We start from the raw sequence: 17,905 nt of genomic DNA, 5'->3' as shown, positions 1-17,905 counted from the left end.
TGCAGCGGGCGTGAGGCCCTGGCCGGGGCAGCAGCACGGTGGCGGATCGAGTCCTTGGCAAGGAGCGGGTCACCGAGGCCGACATCCTGGCCGGGCACTTCAAGGCCGCGCGCCAGCGCATGGCTGCAGCGAGTCAGGCGCCCGTTCCGGTGTTGCGTGACACCACGGAGTTCGCCTATCGCGGGGACAGCCATCACGCCTGGGGACTTGGCCCGGCATTTCCGACGCCGCTTGGCGGCTTGCCTGTGATGTCAAGTCTCGGCCCGGGCACTGACCCAGCCAACGAGCCGCTTGCGCAAGGTGCCCAACACTTTGGTCGACAGTCGTGGGCGTGCCTCGGCCGTCGCTCTGGCAATGACCATGCCACCAACCATGGTGCAAAGCAGATGAAGTGCTTGGGCTTCCAGCTCCGACGTGCTCTGGGACCCGGAAGGACTCTCTTTGCGGAGCTCATCTGCGAATCGCTCGATATAGCGGTCGATTCCCTTCGAGAAGACCTCGGCGATTTCTCCGCCGGCTCGCGCTGCGTCGACTGCTAACGCCGCTACCGGGCAGCCCAGCTCGCAGTCCCGATGCTGCACCGACAGGTACTTCGCCACAGTAGCTGCTGCACCCGCGGCCAGTGGGTATTGGCCATCGAGGTGCTGGGGCGTCCACTCAAAGGCGTCCGCACTCGCTTCCAGGATCAAGGCCTGCTTGGAGGGAAAGTGCCGATAGAACGCGCCGTGGGTCAAGCCGGCCTCCTTGCAGATCTCCGCGACGCCGGCACCTTCGAAACCCCTGGCCCGCACCAGGCGTCTTGTTGCGTCGATCAGCGCTTGCCGGTGCTGCGCCACTTGCTCCTTGCTCACTCGCATGGTCGTGCTCCTTTTGCGCACATGATATCGTTATGATGATGGTCATCATCAAAAAGGCGCAATGAAATGGAACCTTGTGTAGACGTCGGAGAGGGCACACGGCTCGGCAGGCAAGAGCAACGGCGTGTTGTGGTGACCGGCGTTGGCCTCGTTTCGCCACTGGGGAGCACGGCACCATTGGCGTGGAAGCGTTTGCTTGAAGGCCGAAGCGGGGTCCGACGCATCCCAGAGCAGGTCTGTGCTGACCTGCCGACGAAGATTGCCGGCGTGGTGCTGGATCGCACCGAGGACCTGGAAGGCGGGTTTGATCCGACGACTGTCGCAGAGCCGAAGGACATCCGCCGCATGGACCGCTTCATTCTGATGGCCCTGGAGGCCGCGCGGCAGGCGGCAGAGCACAGCGGTTGGAAGCCGACCGGCGAGTCGGATGCGTGCGCCACGGCAACGATCGTCGCTTCAGGCATCGGCGGATTCAGCTCCCTCTCGGAGGCCGTCCGCACCACCGACAGCCGAGGGCCTGGCCGGTTGTCTCCCTTCACCGTGCCGTCCTTTCTCGTCAATCTCGCGGCTGGGCACCTATCCATTCGTCATGGATTCAAGGGCCCGATCGGCGCGCCCGCCACTGCCTGTGCGGCGAGCATTCAGGCCATTGGTGAGGGACTGAGGCTCATCCGCGGCGGTGAGGCGCAGGTGGCGTTCTGCGGCGGCAGTGAAGCCGCCATCCATCGAGTGAGCCTGGGAGGGTTTGCGGCCGCCAAGACGCTGAGCACCCGCTACAACGAGACGCCAGAACTGGCTTCCCGTCCATTCGACAGGGACCGTGACGGCTTTGTGCTGGGAGAAGGCGCCGGAATGCTCGTGCTGGAGTCGCTGGACCATGCGCTTGCGCGCGGCGCGACACCGCTTGCCGAAGTCGTGGGCTATGCAACGACCTCGGACGCCTATCACATCACATCCGGGCCGCCAGATGGCAACGGGGCCTACCGCAGCATGCGAGGGGCGCTGCAAATGGCGGGCGTGCTGCCCTCAGAGGTCGACCACTTGAATGCGCACGCAACATCGACGCAAGTCGGAGACCGGGCAGAGCTTGCCGCGATCCGGGAACTGTTCCGCGGAGTTGCAGGCCCTGCCATCTCGGCGACCAAGTCAGCAACCGGTCACCTCCTCGGTGCTGCTGGCGTGGTGGCTTCGATTTTCTCTGTGCTTTCACTTCGGGATCAGGTGATCCCGCCCATCTTGAACCTGGTGCATCCGGACGACGAAGCGGGTGACCTCGACCTTGTACATACCGCTGTGCGGCCCAGGCCGATGTCGACCGTTCTGGTCAACGGTTTCGGGTTTGGCGGGGTGAACGCCAGCTTGGTCTTCAAGAAGATCACTGCCTGAAGGCAGGCCCGGCGAGGTGCGGAGGTGAACAGCGGCGGGCAGGGGCGAAGCGGTTGACGGTGGACACGGCCGTGACGACAGCTAAGGCGCAGCGCATCAAGGAGCCGCAGCGCGCGGCTGAGTAACCGGGCCGAGCCCACCAGATCCTCAGGCGGGCCCGGGCGTTTTTTGCCTAGACAGCACTCGACCGCCGCCTCGGACCTTGAGGTCCTTGGTTGGCCCGCCTCGTGGACGTCCTCGGAGCGATCTGCAAAGCGATGCAGATCTTCATTGGGCGACCGGCGTGCCAGCGAGAGCCGAGCCCATGCGGTGGGCGAGCGCGGCGAAATGCCAGGTTAACGCCCGAGATCCGGCGGGCCTGGCAGGCCCGCCGGCGAGTCGCAGGAGCGGACAAGGTTCGACGACAGCTCGGGCGAGGGCCATTAGTGCTTATGAGGCTTCAGCAGGCGACGCCTTGTAGTGTTCGTACACCTTGTTGAATGCCTGGGCGAACCGTTCGATATGATTTTCCGAGTACACCGGGTGGGTAAGAAACGCGATGGTGCTGTTGCCCAGTTGTCGTGCCGTCTGGCAGTGGGTGGAGGAATAGTCGATTTGCCTGTGCGACGGATCGTTGAACGGGTAGTTCTTTGACCCGAAGCCATTCCTTCGCTGGAAGGCTTCTTCATTGTAGATTTCAGGCCACGGGACCGGGTAACCAGGCGCCCCCTCTGCTTCGACCGCTTTGGCGAACGCCTTGATGTCGCAACTGAGTTGGCTCATATCGAGCACGAACGGCGCCCACCAGAAAGAGTTCACCCGGAGATGATCGTCCGCCGGCACATGCCGCACAAGCGGATGATCCTTCAATAAGGCGGTCAGGAGCTGGCCGTTGCGGATACGCTGCTCCAGCGCGCCAGCTTTAAAGCGCGCCAGCTCCCTGATGCCGATCGCGGATTGGATTTCTGTCATCCGATAGTTGAAGCCGACCCGCGTGTGGATATATGGGAGCTTCTGCGAGATCTCGAACAAGCCCAGCCTCTTCTCGACGTCATAGCCATGATCCCGGAAAGACCGGCATTTCCAGGCCAGATCCTCCGAGTTGACGTACACCGCCCCACCTTCGCCGCCGGTGGTGATGTGCTTGCTCTGGCAGAAGCTGAAACATCCGGCGTCACCGATGGTGCCCAGATACGAGCCGTTGTATTTGGCGCCCAAAGCTTGCGCGCAGTCTTCAATCACCTTCAGCTTGTGTTTTCGCGCAATGGCCATGATGGCCCCCATGTCGGTGGGTACGCCAAAGGTGTGAACGACGACGATGGCCTTGGTTCTTTCACTGATCTTGCTCTCTACCGACTTCGGGTCCAGCGTGTGCGTGTGATCGACATCTGCGAAGACGGGAAGAGCTCCGGCCTGGAGAATGGAGAAGGCGGTGGCAATGAAGGTGTAGGACTGGCAAATGACTTCGTCACCGGGGCCGATGTCCAGCGCGGCAAACGCCGTATGCAATGCCGAGGTTCCATTCGTCGTTGTCACCATATAGCCGCCCCCCATGTAGGCGGCCAATTCCTTCTCAAATGCCATCCCGCGCTTGCCGGTCCAATAGTTGATCTCGCCGGTTTTGAGGATGGTCTCGATGTCCTCCAGCACGGAGATGTCGAGGCTGGGCCAGGCGGGCAGCGCTTCAGTGATCAATGCGTTTCCGCCGAGGATTGCAAGTTTAGACATGATTGTTCACTCAGATGTTTGATGCTAGCCAACGGGACAGGGAGCAGATGGTGAGAGCGGGGTTGGCAATCCCGAGACGAGGAAAAGCTCCTGGGCCGACCGCATAGACGCCGGGCAGGGCGGTCACCTCCAGGGAGTCGGCCAGGGCAATCTCCCCCGTGCCGCCGATCGGGTGGGTGCAGCTTTCATGCTCGTAAGAGCCATAGGGGAAGGCGAAACGCGCGTAGACGTTGGATCGCTCGGAGGAGCCCAACCCTTCAAGCGCCAGTCCCAATGTCGAGACTTCTTTGGATCCGAAGAAGGCGCCTGACCGCTCGGCAAGCGTGTCGAATAGAGGGGCCAAGTCCGCGCTCAACTGTTCGCAAGCAAATTCGACAATCTGCCGGCCAAGGCGGTTGTAGTTGTCAATGACGGCATCCGAATGATGCGACTCGATTTCAAGCGATGATTGCTCGCGACCGACATGACAGTGCAGCTGGCTGAAAGCGCCGAGCTGGGGATTTTGCTCCATCACTGCCATAAGCAATAACAACCTGTCTCCGCTGTCGAGGTTGGGGCGTTCCACCACAAAAATGTTGGCGTTCAGATCGTGCTGTTTGGCGAAGCCATGCCACAGCATTTCATGCCTGAAATCGGCGACGCGCTTGCCGAAACGTGTCTTGACTGCGATGCCGATGCAATAGTGATCCGTCACATGGGCCGTCGTCGATCTGCCCAGCGATGTTGAAATGATTCTGTTATTGATGATGGCAGACGCAGACAGAACGCATTTGTCGAAGGACTCCTGATCGACGGTGCGCCCCATTCCATCGATCAGCCGAAATCCATGGGTTCTGTTTTCCACCTTGGCAATGGTGGCCTTTTTTATCCGAATCATGCCGTCTCGAATGAAGGGCTCAAGGTGGTACAGGGGACTGTACGACGAGAATGCACCGCTCTCTGTGACAACTGCGGCCTGCGGCACATGAAGCAGCGGCATGCCGATCGGCTGCCGTTGAGTCATTTCAGGGAATTCTCTTGTGAATTCCTCCTGCAGCTGACGATACAGACCGTCGGGCCCGCTGAGACGTTCCTGCCACGCCGCAGGCCAACTTTCAAGTGCTGACGGCTCAATCGGCAGCATCACGCCGTGGTAGCACAAAGAGCGACCGCCCAAACGCTCGTTGATTCCACCGATGGCCCAACGCTCGTCCGCCGTCCAATGAACCTTCTTTTCATCCCCTTCCAGCACGCGGGCATCGAAATGCACGTGCTTCTTGCGCAGGTCCGGTCCTGCGTCATAAATCACGATCTCGTTTCCGCGCGCCGCAGAATGAACGGCAAACTCGAGGCCCGAAAGCCCCCCTCCGATAACGCAATACTTTGGCATATTCTCCCTCGGCTAGATTCAGTTTCTATCTAGGTAAAATAAAGAGACAAGACCCAATAAGCCAACCCCCGTAGAAATGAGAAGGGTGCCGCCTACGTCGAAGAAATACGTCCCCAGGAAGTAGATGGCGGATGAGGCAGAGGAGGAGACGAAGAACGAAATAGAAAGCAGGGAGCCACCGATGCCCGGTCTGTTTTCCGCCAGGGATTGCAGGAAACCGATGGGAATGCTGATCAGGCAAGCCGCGCCAAGCGCAAGCAAAGGGATCAACAGGTAGATGTGGATGACCTCCTGCGCGAACGAAAGCAACAGCGTGGCAAGCGAGAAGATGACGGCGCCGACGATGATGGCGGTAGAGGCTTTCTTCTTTTGTGCAACCGCCGACCAGAAGAAGATGAAGACCACTTCGAACACCGCGATGCCGGCCTCGAATGTCCCGATGTTCGAATAATCACCCCCCGCCTGGTCGACGATGAAAAATGGTGCGGTCGCGTCCAGCGTGAACAGCATGTTGGTGATCAGGGAGACGCTCACCAGCTTGAGAAGGTTTTTTGTATTGAATATCTGAGAAATCGGCTCCGAGGAGTGGGCCGACCTGCAGTCAGGATCAATCGTCTTTTCCCTGAGATACAACAAGAAAATCAGACTTCCCATCACACCCGAAAACAGCCAGATGAAGATCAACTGTTCCTTCTGAAGGGCCAGCAATCCAATCAAGCCAAGCGTCAGCACGTATCCCATTGAATAGGTAGAGCGCAACGCGGCGTTTTCATGGTCAACGTTGCTTCTTCGGTCAGCACGCCGTCTGGCGGCCGCATACCCGAAAATCAATGAGTTAAGAACGCAAAAAACGGGGAGAAGCAGGCAGGTTGCAAGGAAATACGTGAACCGATTGGGCCAGGCATAGACCGACAGATTGCCTATGAAGCCGCAGGCGCTGCAAATGAGGATGTACTTGACGAAGCTGCCGTCCTTGTCCGACTTCATTCCGAAGTAGACGCTGACCAAGGTGATCATCAGGCCAGAGAAGAAGATCACCAGGCTGTAGTAGGTATCGGGCACCCCGATGACATCCACGCCAAAGATATTCTTATACGGATTGATGGCCGCGTTGGCGCCGGAAAATAGCAGCATTGCAAACAGCTGCCGGTTGAGCAACGAAGACTTGGGCGAATCGGCCCCGCCGAATGACTGGAGGATATTGAACATGGCCGTCAGCTCCGCACGGCAGTGACGAGGCCGGAGAGGCGGTGAATGCGCGGCGCAGCCTGGGAGTCCGCTCCGGAGGGGCGGATGGGCCGGCCGGGTGGCTCTCCGCTTGCCTGCATTACTGTCATGTTTGACAGTTGCACAAAGCCATTAGTCCTAGGTTCCATTTCAGCACCTCCCTTAGTGTTATCTCGATGTTGCTATTAAAACCAATGGAATGCCAATATACCTTGTGTTGCAGTCCAATGTAGTACCAATTTTCGGTGGACGGTGGGGCGAGCCGGCTTCGGCCCTGACCCCCTTCGAGGGGTGAACAGCCGACGGGTCGGTCCTGCACAAGCTGCCGGCTTCACGACCTGGCCTTCGATGGCCGGGGAGCAGGGGAAACGGTGGCACCGAGGGCGGTCGTGCTCGCGCCGCAAGCGCAGCCGGCCTTGGGAAGGCAGCAATGCCGGACTTCGAGATCCGGTTCAACTCGGCCTGACTGACGGAGTGCAGACCGTTGCCGGATGTCTGCTCTGCAGCGCTGAAGCAAGTGGCGCGATTGCCGGTTGCAGTACCAGCCCCCGAAGTGCGAGTGCATGACTTGCTGAGCGCTACTACATCGCTACCGCAGACCGCTGCGCAGCGATCACGGTCTTTACCTGGCGAGGAGCACCAGCGCAGCTCCTCGCCCTGTGTACAGCGAGGCCAGCCCCAGCGTATGCAGCAGCTGCGGCGCTTGGGGCGCATGCAGTCAGATCGGGCGCGTGCTCTCGTCGGTTCTGAAGGGCCGGCGTGCATCAATGCCGAACGCATTGCCGCGCTCGGGCAGCGCCGGCCACTCTCGCGGACGGCGACCCGGTTCACTGCGGACCGCAGCGGCGGGAGCCGGGCAGACCGGCCGAACGCAGGGACCGACCCACGCCCACCGGCGCAGCCGGGTCATGCGCAGCCGGGTCGCTTCCGTGGCAGGCGTGTCAGCAGCAGCGCCGCCAGGCCTATCGCCATGAGCCAAGTGGCGCGGACTTCCGGGATCGCACTCACCCAGACGTCGACATGACGGGCGCCATACAGCGCGTCGACACGGTATTGCGCGGGGTCCAAGTTGTACTCGAGCGAGCTGAATGGCCCTGACACACCGTCCTCGGCAGCGAGGATGCGGTAGGTGCCGGCCGCTGTCTCCGGGTCTCCGAACGCCAGGCGCAGCAGACCTGCCAGTTCGACGCCGCGGGAGACCTCCACGACGTCGAAGCTCGTGCGGTTCGCCACGTCCACCAACAACACCCCGGAGGTGAAGCTGGCCCGCTCGCCTGCCAGCTGCGCCACGCCGACTTCGCCCCGCAGGCCCGCTCCGAACACGCTGCCGCTGGCTGAATACGAAGCTGCGGGCGACGAGCCGGCCTGCCAGCCACGTCTCGGCGTCGTACTGCGTGAAGTCCCCCTGCATTTGCAGGGTGCTGCCCGCGCCGACGTCCAGTGCGCCGTACTGCGACAGGGCGGCCACCTCGAGCGTCGCGCCGTCCAGCACACTGAGGCTGCGGAAGTTGCTGACGAGCGTGGCGAGCAGGGGGCGCTCCTCGCCGTATCCGAACAGCCGGGCATCGGGTCCTTGCAGGACGATGTGCGCGGCGTTGCGAAGCCGCGGTGCGGTGCCCCACGCGTAGTTGATCAGCAGGGTGCCATCCCGGATGACGTACTGGCCCCCTTCCAGCGTGCCGCTTCTGGCGTTCATCTGCGGCAAGTGGGACAGGTGAAGCTCCGATCGCTCCACTTCAAAGCGACCGGGGTTGTTGACACTGTCGACGAACAGGCCCCCGGTATCGGCCAGGCGCACCGTGCCCCAAGTCCACCAGCCGGGCAATGCCGCTGCGTCCGGCGCCCTGCTTGAGGTAGTGGCCGCGGTTCTCGACCAGTGCGATGTCGATGCGGACGATGCCCGGGTCGCCGGGCGCGCCCGGCGGCGTCTCCTTGTGGTCGTGGAAGACGGCGCCGGGGTCCACCACGATGGCGCCAGGTCCAGTCAACGACGCGGCGCCGTCCCAGTGCGCCTCTCCCTTGAAGACATGGATGGCCGCGACCTGCTTGGTGCGGACAGGGTTGCCCGAGGCATCGAATGCGCCCGTGTAGCCCGTCAGGTCGGCCCGATTCCGCACGGTCACTGTGCCGTGCGCGCGCAGATGGGCATTGCGCCATTGGAGGGAATCCACCGTCAGGTCGCCGCCCACATCGACGGCTGCTTCCCGGAAATCGTCCAGGTTGCCCCCTTCCCCAATGCGCAGGGTGCCGATGTGCATCGACCCTGCATGGTGCAGCCTGGCACCGTGCGCCACCACCACAGGCCTGGCCCGGTGCGGTGGGCGCCATCGCTGAAGCGAGCCGAAGCGCCTTGCTCGATCATCAGCGATCCCCGGTTGTGCACGCCTGCCTGCCTGAACTCCATCGGGCCGGCCTGCGGGCCGTCTGGTTCAGCACCGCGGCTCCACAGGCTGAGCACCGCGCCATGGCCGATGTTCTACTGGCCTGTGCTCGTCAAGCTCGGGCCGTGCCGGGCGACACATCGTCGCGGGTGACGACGGAAAAACTGCCACCGTCCGCGATGTTGACCAAGCCCGCCTGGATCAGGCGCGCGTTGTCCCCGGCGAGTCCGCCACGAGCGACCGAGAGCAGGCCGTGGTTGATCCACTCGACTCCCTGTGCGACGAAGAAGCTGGCGCCTTGCGCGTGTGCATCCAAGAAGCCTTCATTGTGAAAGCGCGAACCGCTGCCCGAGAACACGAGCTGTGCGCTCCTGGCCACGGTGCGGCTGCCCTTGGCCAGGGTGAGGCGGCCGCCGGTGCTTTCCAGAAACCCGGTCAGGCGAGCCGTTCCCTGCACGGTGAGTGAAGGTGCTGCGGCTTCCTCGCCTGTGCCGCTGACCAAGGTGCTGGCGGACCACTCCAGCGTCGATGGCGACAAGGTGCCGGTGCCCGACAGGCTGCCCCCTTGCAGGCGCAACCCTCCCAGGGAAGAGCCGGCGCCTTGGAGGTCGAGTGAACCGCCACTCAGCGTGAGGATGCCGTCGCCGCGCACCGAGCGCGCGCTGAAGCTGCCATGGCGCAGCGTCGTGTCGAAAGGGCCCGAGCACTACATCGGTCCAGCGCGACTGCGGCATGCCCGAGGACCAGTTCTCTGGCCGCTCCCAGAAGGGCTGCTGCTCGCTGGCCTGCCCGGTCCACCTGGTCTCGGACGGGGAGGCGTCAGCGGTCGCGAGCGAGGCGAGGGCTGCCAGGGACAGCGCCACACCTGCTTCAAGCGGGCGCAGGGAAACCGAGGTTGTTGCATTCATGCGAAGCTCCTGTTTGCCCCATGGCCTGGCCCTCCTAGGAAGCGGCCGCATGTCGCCATGACGGCGGTGCGTCGCGGTCGAACAGTGGTGCGACCCATGGCGAGCCAGATGGCCGACCACGGCAACTGCCTTTGACGTGAGACGGGGCGTTCGTCGGCTGAGAGACAGCCACGTTCAACGCGCCCAGCGCGTGCCTGGCCCCTCGAAGTTGGGGGACGCTGGTCTTCGCAGCGCGACCGGCGCCCGCCCTTGCATGTCGCACCGGGCGACGGCGCGCTTGGCCGCCCTTGGCTCCGCCCGACACCGCCCTTGAGCAGCGCCTGGCAGGCGCGTGACGCCTGCCGCGCAAGGGGGCCACGGCCCGCGCGCAAGGGATGCCGGCATGGCGGCACTCGGGTATCGTCACGGCACACCGCGCATGCGGTGGCTCGGCTTCCACCGCGTCGCTGTGCCCGGACGCCGCCTCGGCGGCGCCGCACCGGCTGGCGTTCACTCGTGAAGGAGACCGCAATGCTTTGCTTTTCTCGTTGTTTGGCGGGCCTCGCGCTCATGCCGGCCTTCGCACAGGGCGTGCCGATCGTCCTGCCGCCCGATCCTCCCATGGGCACCGTGTACTGGCTGTCGCTGCCGGGCACTGACCGGGTGGCGCAACCCCATCTCCGCGGAGACGTGCTCGAAGACGAAGTCCATCCTGTGTCTTATGGCTATTGCCCTGTGGGTGGAGGCGGCTCCTGCTATCACGTCACGGGCTGGTTGCAGCAACGGGTGGTGCGCTCCCACGTCGACCGGACAATCGACTTCCACTGGCGCTTCCAGCTCGGTGTGGTGCCGCCGAGCGAGGAGCCGCACTGGGGCAGTGTGGCTGACGCGGCGTCGTTCGTCTCGATCCGATCCGCCTTCGACCCACGTTTCCGCTATGACGCCAATTGGCTGGCCGACGAAGGCGGCAGGCCCCACCGGAGTCTGAACATCATTGGCGATGTCGCCATGTACGAATGGCTGAGGCATGGAGACATGCGGCTGCCGGTCGAGGCTCACCTCGGGCTGGGGTCTTCGGCTTGGTTTGTTCTGGACACCGACGCCCCGGCCTACGCGAGGACCGCATGGGTGACGGTGGACTCGACGAGCGTCTATGACCAGGCGGGCGACAACGGGATGACGGCCTTTGCTCCTGCCGTCCCTGAGCCGGCGACCTTGGCCCTGGCAGCCAGTGGGCTCGCGCTGCTGGGCCTGCGGTCTGCCCGTTGCGGCACACGCAGCCGGCATCTCGGGTCACCGGGGGGCCGGCCCCGCGCAGCACGGCCGAGCAGGCCGCCTGAGGCAGCCTGACAGGGCGGGCGGTCGACGAGCAGGAGGCAGGGCGGCGGCGGTCCCATCTGCGCAGGGAAGCCCGCGCCTATTGCAGGTGCGGTAGGTCCACGACTTTGTCTTCCGGCGCCATTCGACGGTGCAGCCGCACCGCCGGCATCCTGGCGATGCTGTTCAGCGGAGCGAGCAGGCAGGATGCGGCCCGTGCTGCCGCGGGGAGGCGCCTTGTTGTGCTTCACGCACTTCTATCAGAGCGGGGGGGCTCCAGCGCAGGCTCCCTCGGCAAGCGCTGTTCTGCCAGCCTCTCGTTGCGGCGTCCGCTGCCAGTCGGCGCCGCCATCGGCGACGCACGGCGCCGGCATCACCTTGATGTCCGGCTCCAGTGACGCCATGACCAAGGGCCTTGGCCGGGAAGGCGCTCGGGCGGGGGCCGACCCGGCGGCACTGCGGACGCGATCAAGTCCGCTCGGTCGGCGTCTTCGCCGCTTGCCTGCGGACGCGGCAGAACCCAAGGGCGCCCAGGCCGAGCGCCAGAAGACCGTAGGTCGAGGGCTCCGGCACCGGAGGGGGCGTCGTGTCCGGCCACGGTGCCGCGCCGGCGTAGCTGACCAAGTTCAGTCCCAGGCTGATGTCCAACTCCTTTCCCAAGGGGTTGGACACGAAGGAGGACAGCGTCACCGAACGCTCCAACGTCTCTGCAAAGCTGTCCCGCGTCGTGTGCAGCGATTCAGCTTCCATCGAGCCGCCGCCGGAGGGCATGTCCGGGTCGACCGGGATGTAGGTCTGGAGGTACGCCGTGGCACCTGCCTGAGTGACGTCGCTGCCCAGCAAGCCAGCGTCGGAGACGCGCATGACGAGCTCGAAGCTCACCAGCAACTGCGTATTGGGCTTGAGGACGACACCCATGGTGCTGCTCGGCCCCAGTCGTACGCCAGCGAGTCGGTGGACACGGAAGCTTTCGTGATGCCTCGACCAGTCGCATGGGCCGCGGTCCAGGCGCAGCAGGACCGGCGTGGGTTACGAAGTGGGCGCACATTGACGGATGCGCCCGGCCACCTCGAACGGGACTGGGCTGCCGCCTCGGTGGGTGCTGCCGGCGCGATCTCACGAACCGGGGGGCTTGTCGGCAGATGCCGGCTTGCCGCCCCTGCTCGCATCGGGTGCTGAATAGGAAAAAGGTGTTCTTTCGATGAAAAGCGTTTCCCTTGACGGCACCCCTTGAGCCGTACCAGCGTCAGGGGAGGGAAGTGCGCCAACCAGGAAGATGGTGGACAGGAGGAAGAGCCGGTTCGGCGATGAACGGATCGCTGGCTTGCTGAAGCAGGTGGAGGCGGGGACGGCTGTGGCCGACATCTGCCGCAAGGGCGGTGTTGAGCGATGCGCCGTTGTGCAGGTGGCGGTGGACGTTCTGCGGTAGGGGCGTGCCTGATGTCCGGGCGTGCCTGATGCACCGCCACCACGGGAGCGGAAGGCGCCGAACGCCACGCTCGGGAAGCGGCTGGCCGAGGCACCTGGACAGGCACCCGCTGAAGGGCATGCCCGGGTCGGCCCCAGCAGGACGAGATCAGTGCGAATGCCGCCCTGCTGGCGGCTGGCCAGGCTCCGTCAGGCTGCAGCTCAAGGCCCCGGCACCGAGTGTGGAGCACGTGCAACGCCTGGCTTTGAACGAAGCGCCGGAACGCTGTCGTCGCACTTGCCTGACCCACGGAGCAGGCACAATCACGCCCCAGCATCGGGCCGCAGGGGACGATGGGCAGTCAGAAAAATGAGCTTCTGAGGGAAGAGGAATGCGAATCGCGGCACTGGATGACGATCCGTCGCAGCTGGATCTGGTGCAACGCTCCGTGCGCTCTGCAGGGCACGAATGCGTGATGTTCGATCGCGGTGAAGGCCTGTTGCACGCGCTGCGCCGCGAGACCTTCGACCTGCTGGTGGTCGACTGGCAACTGCCCGACATTGCCGGCATCGACGTGGTCAAGTGGGTGCGTACCCGCTGCGAACATCCCATGCCCATCCTGTTCCTGACGAACCGGGGCGACGAGCGCGACATCGTCGAGGGCCTCAGCTGCGGTGCCGACGACTACATGGTCAAGCCCACCCGTGTCTTCGAACTGGTGGCCCGCGTGAAGGCGCTGCTGCGGCGCAGCTACCCGGAACACGAGCGCCGGATGCTGCAGTACGGTGGCTATCGCTTCGACACCGTTGCCCAGACCGTGGAGTTCGAAGGCCAGCCCATCGGCCTGAAGCAGAAGGAGTTCGCCCTGGCTTGCTGCCTCTTCGGTCAGCGCGGGCGGCTGCTGTCACGGGCGTATCTCGAGGAACAGGTCTGGGGGCGGGCCGCGGAGATCTCGTCCCGCACCCTGGATACGCACATCTCGTCGCTGCGGTCCAAGCTGAACCTGCGGCCGGAGCGCGGCTACCGCCTCAGTGCGGTGTATGGCCAAGGCTACCGGCTCGAGGCCCTGGAAGAACTGGAACCACCCCACACCGCTGCCGCCCCCCTGCTGCAGGGGGAGGCGCCGTGAAGCGGCCGCGGCATTGCCGCCGAGGCTGCCTGCTGCTGGCCGCCGCCTGCTTGTGGCCCGCGGCAGGCCGGCCCGCCGAGCCGCTGGTGCCCTACGTGGTGCAGCCGGGTGACTCGCTGTACGGGGTGGCCGAGCGCCTGCTTGACGAACCGGCCGACTGGCCGCTGCTGGCACGGCTGAACCAGGTGCGCGATCCGCGCCGCCTGAGCCCCGGCCAGCAGTTGTGGTTGCCGGCCAGCCGGCTGGTGGGCGAGCCCGGGACAGCCCTGGTTCTGCAGGTGCGTGGCAGCGCCCAGGTGGCCAGCGGGCCGCAGGCGGTCGCACGCGCGTTGGCCCCGGGCGAGGCGTTGAAGGAAGGGGCCTCGCTCGACGTCGCGGCTGGCGGCGGCGTCGTGCTGCGGCTGGCGGACGGCTCACTGGTGAGCGTGTCGGGCGGCTCGCGCGTCCTGCTCCATCGCCTGCGGACGGCCGGCGCCGACCGGCGCGGGCTGTACCTGATACGGCTGGATGGCGGGCGGGTGGATTCCAGCGTCGCACCGCAGCGCCCGGGCTCGCGCTTCCAGGTTCGCACGCCGCTGGCAGTGGCCGGGGTGCGCGGCACGCGTTTTGGGGTGGCGATGGATGCCCGCACAGGCCGGGCGTGGTCCGAGGTGGTCGAGGGCCAAGTGGCAGTCGCCGACACGGCCCGGGGGCAGGAAGTCGCGGTTGCCGCGGGGCAGGCGGCACTGGTCGTGGCCGGTGGAGCACGGCCTCGGGTGCGGCCGCTCCTGCCCGCGCCTGAGGCCGCCACGGCCGCGTCCGTGGTGGAGCGCTGGCCGCTCAGCATGGAGCTGGTGCCGGTCGCCGGCGCAGTGCGCTACCGGGCCCAGCTCGCCACCGACGCATCGCTGGCCGATGTGAGGTATGAGTCGTTCACTGACCAGGCCCGCCTGGTGCTGCCCGGCGGCGTGGCCGACGGGCACTACCTGCTCAGCGTGCGCGCGGTGGATGCAGAGGGCATCCAGGGCCAGGAGCTGCGCATGCCGCTGCGCGTCAAGACGACGCCGGTGCCGCCGCTGGTGCAGTCTCCCCGCCCGGGGCAAACCTTCGGGCCCGGCGACATCGAGTTGCGCTGCACGGAGGTGGCGGGGGGCGAGGGCTACCGGCTGCAGCTGTTCGACACTGCCCACCCTGGCACGCCGGTGCTCGAGCGCACCGAGCCAGCGCGCTGCCTCTTCAACTTGAGCGGCCTGGCGCCCGGCCACTACCGCTGGCGCGTCGCCACCGTGGCGCAGGACCACGGGGGAGCCCAAGACCAGGGCCCGTTCAGTGACAGCGCCGCCTTCGTGGTCCTGCCGCTGCCACCGGTGCCGCAGCCCGAGGTGCGCCTGGAGGAGGGCGTGTCGCTGTACTGGACGCCTCGGCCAGGTGAGCGCTACCAGGTGCAGCTGGCCCGAGACGACGGCTTTCGGGAACCCCTGCAGGACTTGACGCTGGATGCACCGCCCGCCCGCTTTCACTTGAAGGCGGGTTGCCAGCCCCATTACCTGCGCATGCGCACGACCGATGAGCACGGGCTCAGTTCACCGTTCTCGGCGACCCGGCGGGTGGCAGCGCAGGCCAGTGTGTGCACCGCGGACGGGACCGTGGTCGAGGTCGAGGGAGGCCGGCCACTGGAGTCCGGAGTCCGGTGAAGTTGCCCCAAGGTTTCGGACGGTTCATGGCGGGCCGGCCCCCGCGCGGGCGCGCAGTGCCGCGGCGGTGGAGCGGGCTCTGGCTGGCGTTGCTGGTGGTGGTGGCGGCCGGCTGGGGCTACCTGCAGCCCAGCAGCCGGGTGGAGAAGGCCTTGCTGGACCACCTTCTCGCCTCCGCCCAGCAGCGCCCGGCGCCCACCGATGTGGTCATCGTCGCGATCGATGACCGCAGCCTGGCCCGGCTCGGCCGCTGGCCCTGGCCGCGAAGCCGGCATGCCGAGCTGCTTGACCGGCTGCGGTCGGCCGGCGCAAAAGCGGTCGGCCTCGACCTCATCCTGGCCGAGCCGGACCATGAGCAGCCGCAGAACGACCAGCGGCTGGCGGAGGCGATGCGCCGTCACGGCCGCGTCGTGCTGCCGCTACACGCCCATTCGCTGCAAGCGCAGACGCTGGAGCCGGCGCTGCCCGCGGCACCGCTGCTGGCCGCCGCCCGGGCCACGGGGCATGCCCACATGGAGCTCGACAGTGACGGCATTGCGCGCGGTGTGTTCCTGCAGGAAGGGGTGGACGGCCGCTGGTGGGACCATTGGTCGCTCGCGCTGCTGAAGGCGGGGGGTGACCGGCCGCGGCTGCGCACCGTGCCCGAGGGCAGGGCTGATTCCGGCGACGTGTCCGCGCAGGCGGGCTCGGGCGCCTGGCTGCGCAGCCACCCTGTCCTGATCCCTTTTGCCGGTCCACCGGGCCATTTCACCCGCCTTTCCTATGCCGACGTGCTGGCTGGCACGGTGCCCACCGACGCCTTGCGGGACAAGTACGTGCTCATCGGCATGACGGCCGCCGGCCTGGGCGACGCCTACCTGACGCCGGCCGCGAGCGAGGACAGCTTGATGCCGGGCGTGGAGGTGTCGGCCCACATCTTCGATGCCTTGCGCAGCGGCATCGAGCTGCGCCCGGCGCTGGGCTGGGAGAACTCGCTCTTTTGCGCGATACCGGTCGCGTTGGCCCTGCTGGCCATGTGCCAGCTGGCGCCGCGCAGCGCACTGGCCGCGGTGGCGGGCCTGCTGGTGGTGGTCTACGGGGCGGCCTGGCTGGCCATGCGCCACGGGGTGGTGTTTGCGCCGCTGGCGGCGCTTGGCACCCTGGTGGCGGCCTATCCGCTATGGAGCCGCTGGCGGCTCGAGAGTGCGCTGCGTTACCTGAGCGAGGAGTTCCGCCGCATGCAGCTCGACGAGCCGCTGCTCGGCGCGGTGCGGCCGTCGGGTGCCAGCGGGGGCGACCTGCTGGGCCAGCGCATGGCGGACCTGAGCGCCGGCGTGAACCAGTTGCGCGGCCTGCTGCAGTTCGTGCACGACAGCCTGGACAGCCTGCCCGATCCCGTGCTCGTGCTCGACGTCGGCGGCCGCGTGCTGCTGGTCAATGGCGCTGCCGTGCGCTACTTCCGGGAAGAATCCGCCGGCCTGCTGCGACAACCGGTGGAGGGCCTGCTGGCGCGGCGCGGCCTCACCGAGGACGGCCGGCCCTTCCTGTCATGGCAGGCCGCTCTGGCGAGCGCCACCGAGGTCCATGCCCGCGACGACGAGGGACGCGAGTGGCTGCTCAAGGTGGCCCACCGCGGCGGCTCGCCCGCCTCCGGCGGCTGCCTGCTCAGCCTCACCGACGTCTCCTCGGTGCACCAGGTCCAGCGGCAGCGTGAGGAAGCCCTGCGCTTCATCTCGCATGACATGCGGGCGCCGCAGTCGGCCATCCTCACCCTGGTCGAGCTGCATCGCCTGTCGGAGGGCCGGCTGCCTCCGATCTTCGACCGCATCTCGTCGCATGCACGACGGACCCTTGCCCTGGCAGATGACTTCGTGCACCTGGCGCGCGCGCAGTCCGACGCCTACCGCATCGAGGCGGTCAACCTGGCCGACATCCTGCTCGATGCGGCCGACCGCCTCTGGGACCATGCCCGTGCCCGCAAGGTGCGCATTGCCACTGAGGTGGGCGACCAGGAGGCCGGTGTCCTCGCCGACCGGGAGCTGCTGACGCGGGCAGTGGCCAACCTCATCGACAACGCCATCAAGTACGGCCCCGAGGGCGGAACCGTCAGCTGCCGCCTGGCACGCGATGGCGCCGGTTGGGTGCTGGCCATTGCCGATGAAGGCCCGGGCATCGCCCGTGACCTGCAGGCGGGCCTGTTCCAGCAGTTCAAGCGCCTGGGGCCCGACACGCGCACTTCCGGGGCCGGGCTCGGGCTCGCCTTTGTGCAGGCGGTCATGCTGCGCCATCGCGGCAGCGTCTCGCTCAAGAGCCAGGCGCAGGCGGGGGCCGAGTTCCACCTCTGGCTGCCCGCCGAGCCGTGACGGTGCGCTCGCGGTGAGCGCTCGCTGCGCGCGACCCCTGTCGCGCGGCGCCCCACGGGCGTCTGCCAGCCCGCGACTGTCAACGATTGTCAATTCGATGGTCGTGTCCTGACCGTCCCCCTAGAGTGCCGACCGGTAGACAGCAGGGGAGGGCCGCGGGCGCCGCCTCGCTGCCTGTTTTCTTCTGGCGCGTGCGGGTCGGCATGCGGCGTGGGGCGCTCG

Annotated in this window: 14 protein-coding genes; 6 read left to right on the top strand and 8 right to left on the bottom strand. The window is 66.1% G+C overall.

The genetic code is table 11. The annotated features are described in order from the left end of the window. Positions 1 to 251: 251 nt before the first annotated feature. Positions 252 to 857, bottom strand: a complete 606-nt coding sequence (locus N7L95_RS29370) for a TetR/AcrR family transcriptional regulator (RefSeq protein WP_301261142.1) — start codon at positions 855 to 857, stop codon at positions 252 to 254. Between the two features lie 66 nt (positions 858 to 923). Here N7L95_RS29370 and fabF point away from each other — a divergent pair, with 66 nt between their 5' ends. Next, a complete protein-coding gene (gene fabF / locus N7L95_RS29365) occupies positions 924 to 2,243 on the top strand; it encodes a beta-ketoacyl-ACP synthase II (RefSeq protein WP_301261141.1) in 1,320 nt (439 codons plus the stop codon). Positions 2,244 to 2,672: 429 nt separating this feature from the next. On the opposite strand, the gene N7L95_RS29360 is transcribed toward fabF, so the two are convergent. The 6 genes from N7L95_RS29360 to N7L95_RS29335 all read right to left on the bottom strand — a co-directional run bounded on the left by N7L95_RS29360 (position 2,673) and on the right by N7L95_RS29335 (position 9,579). After that, entirely contained in the window at positions 2,673 to 3,950 is a 1,278-nt protein-coding gene (locus N7L95_RS29360; protein ID WP_301261140.1) for a DegT/DnrJ/EryC1/StrS family aminotransferase, read from the bottom strand. 10 nt (positions 3,951 to 3,960) lie between these two features. Continuing rightward, positions 3,961 to 5,319, bottom strand: coding sequence for an NAD(P)-binding protein (locus tag N7L95_RS29355; RefSeq protein ID WP_301261139.1), 1,359 nt, complete (start codon positions 5,317 to 5,319; stop codon positions 3,961 to 3,963). Between the two features lie 18 nt (positions 5,320 to 5,337). Beyond that, entirely contained in the window at positions 5,338 to 6,528 is a 1,191-nt protein-coding gene (locus N7L95_RS29350) for an MFS transporter (protein WP_301261138.1), read from the bottom strand. A 924-nt stretch (positions 6,529 to 7,452) separates the two neighbouring features. Next, positions 7,453 to 7,836, bottom strand: coding sequence for a hypothetical protein (locus N7L95_RS29345; protein WP_301261137.1), 384 nt, complete (start codon positions 7,834 to 7,836; stop codon positions 7,453 to 7,455). Between the two features lie 446 nt (positions 7,837 to 8,282). Then, the gene (locus N7L95_RS29340) at positions 8,283 to 8,804 is read right to left on the bottom strand and encodes a hypothetical protein (RefSeq protein WP_301261136.1); all 522 of its coding nucleotides are present in this window, start codon (positions 8,802 to 8,804) and stop codon (positions 8,283 to 8,285) included. 235 nt (positions 8,805 to 9,039) lie between these two features. Then, on the bottom strand, positions 9,040 to 9,579 hold the full coding sequence (locus N7L95_RS29335) for a hypothetical protein (protein WP_301261135.1): 540 nt from the start codon (positions 9,577 to 9,579) through the stop codon (positions 9,040 to 9,042). A 751-nt stretch (positions 9,580 to 10,330) separates the two neighbouring features. On the opposite strand from N7L95_RS29335, the gene N7L95_RS29330 reads away from it, so the two are divergent. Continuing rightward, positions 10,331 to 11,164: a PEP-CTERM sorting domain-containing protein gene (locus tag N7L95_RS29330; protein WP_301261134.1), complete on the top strand. Its 834-nt coding sequence runs from the start codon at positions 10,331 to 10,333 to the stop codon at positions 11,162 to 11,164. Between the two features lie 435 nt (positions 11,165 to 11,599). Here N7L95_RS29330 and N7L95_RS29325 read toward each other — a convergent pair whose 3' ends face one another. After that, positions 11,600 to 12,049, bottom strand: coding sequence for a PEP-CTERM sorting domain-containing protein (locus N7L95_RS29325; RefSeq protein ID WP_301261133.1), 450 nt, complete (start codon positions 12,047 to 12,049; stop codon positions 11,600 to 11,602). Positions 12,050 to 12,407: 358 nt separating this feature from the next. Between N7L95_RS29325 and N7L95_RS29695 the strand changes: the two genes are divergently transcribed. From N7L95_RS29695 to N7L95_RS29310, 4 genes are all read left to right on the top strand, one after another. After that, positions 12,408 to 12,560 (top strand): transposase, encoded by a 153-nt coding sequence (locus N7L95_RS29695; protein ID WP_363324903.1) that lies wholly within the window; start codon positions 12,408 to 12,410, stop codon positions 12,558 to 12,560. Between the two features lie 370 nt (positions 12,561 to 12,930). Beyond that, entirely contained in the window at positions 12,931 to 13,668 is a 738-nt protein-coding gene (locus tag N7L95_RS29320; protein WP_301261132.1) for a response regulator transcription factor, read from the top strand. Beyond that, positions 13,665 to 15,341: a FecR domain-containing protein gene (locus N7L95_RS29315; protein WP_301261131.1), complete on the top strand. Its 1,677-nt coding sequence runs from the start codon at positions 13,665 to 13,667 to the stop codon at positions 15,339 to 15,341. Before N7L95_RS29320 ends, N7L95_RS29315 begins: the two co-directional genes overlap by 4 nt. Continuing rightward, positions 15,338 to 17,683 (top strand): CHASE2 domain-containing protein, encoded by a 2,346-nt coding sequence (locus N7L95_RS29310; RefSeq protein ID WP_301261130.1) that lies wholly within the window; start codon positions 15,338 to 15,340, stop codon positions 17,681 to 17,683. Before N7L95_RS29315 ends, N7L95_RS29310 begins: the two co-directional genes overlap by 4 nt. The last annotated feature ends 222 nt before the right edge of the window (positions 17,684 to 17,905 follow it).

Source organism: Eleftheria terrae (assembly GCF_030419005.1).
GTDB lineage: Bacteria > Pseudomonadota > Gammaproteobacteria > Burkholderiales > Burkholderiaceae_C > Caldimonas > Caldimonas terrae.
This window is presented reverse-complemented; position numbering and strand designations above follow the sequence as displayed.

What these genes read in the sequence shown, in the direction of transcription:
- N7L95_RS29370 (WP_301261142.1), bottom strand. Translation starts at nt 857, where the DNA reads ATGCGAGTGAGCAAGGAGCAAGTGGCGCAGCACCGGCAAGCGCTGATC.
- fabF (WP_301261141.1), top strand. Translation starts at nt 924, where the DNA reads ATGGAACCTTGTGTAGACGTCGGAGAGGGCACACGGCTCGGCAGGCAA.
- N7L95_RS29360 (WP_301261140.1), bottom strand. Translation starts at nt 3,950, where the DNA reads ATGTCTAAACTTGCAATCCTCGGCGGAAACGCATTGATCACTGAAGCG.
- N7L95_RS29355 (WP_301261139.1), bottom strand. Translation starts at nt 5,319, where the DNA reads ATGCCAAAGTATTGCGTTATCGGAGGGGGGCTTTCGGGCCTCGAGTTT.
- N7L95_RS29350 (WP_301261138.1), bottom strand. Translation starts at nt 6,528, where the DNA reads ATGTTCAATATCCTCCAGTCATTCGGCGGGGCCGATTCGCCCAAGTCT.
- N7L95_RS29340 (WP_301261136.1), bottom strand. Translation starts at nt 8,804, where the DNA reads ATGCACATCGGCACCCTGCGCATTGGGGAAGGGGGCAACCTGGACGAT.
- N7L95_RS29325 (WP_301261133.1), bottom strand. Translation starts at nt 12,049, where the DNA reads ATGGGTGTCGTCCTCAAGCCCAATACGCAGTTGCTGGTGAGCTTCGAG.
- N7L95_RS29695 (WP_363324903.1), top strand. Translation starts at nt 12,408, where the DNA reads ATGGTGGACAGGAGGAAGAGCCGGTTCGGCGATGAACGGATCGCTGGC.
- N7L95_RS29320 (WP_301261132.1), top strand. Translation starts at nt 12,931, where the DNA reads ATGCGAATCGCGGCACTGGATGACGATCCGTCGCAGCTGGATCTGGTG.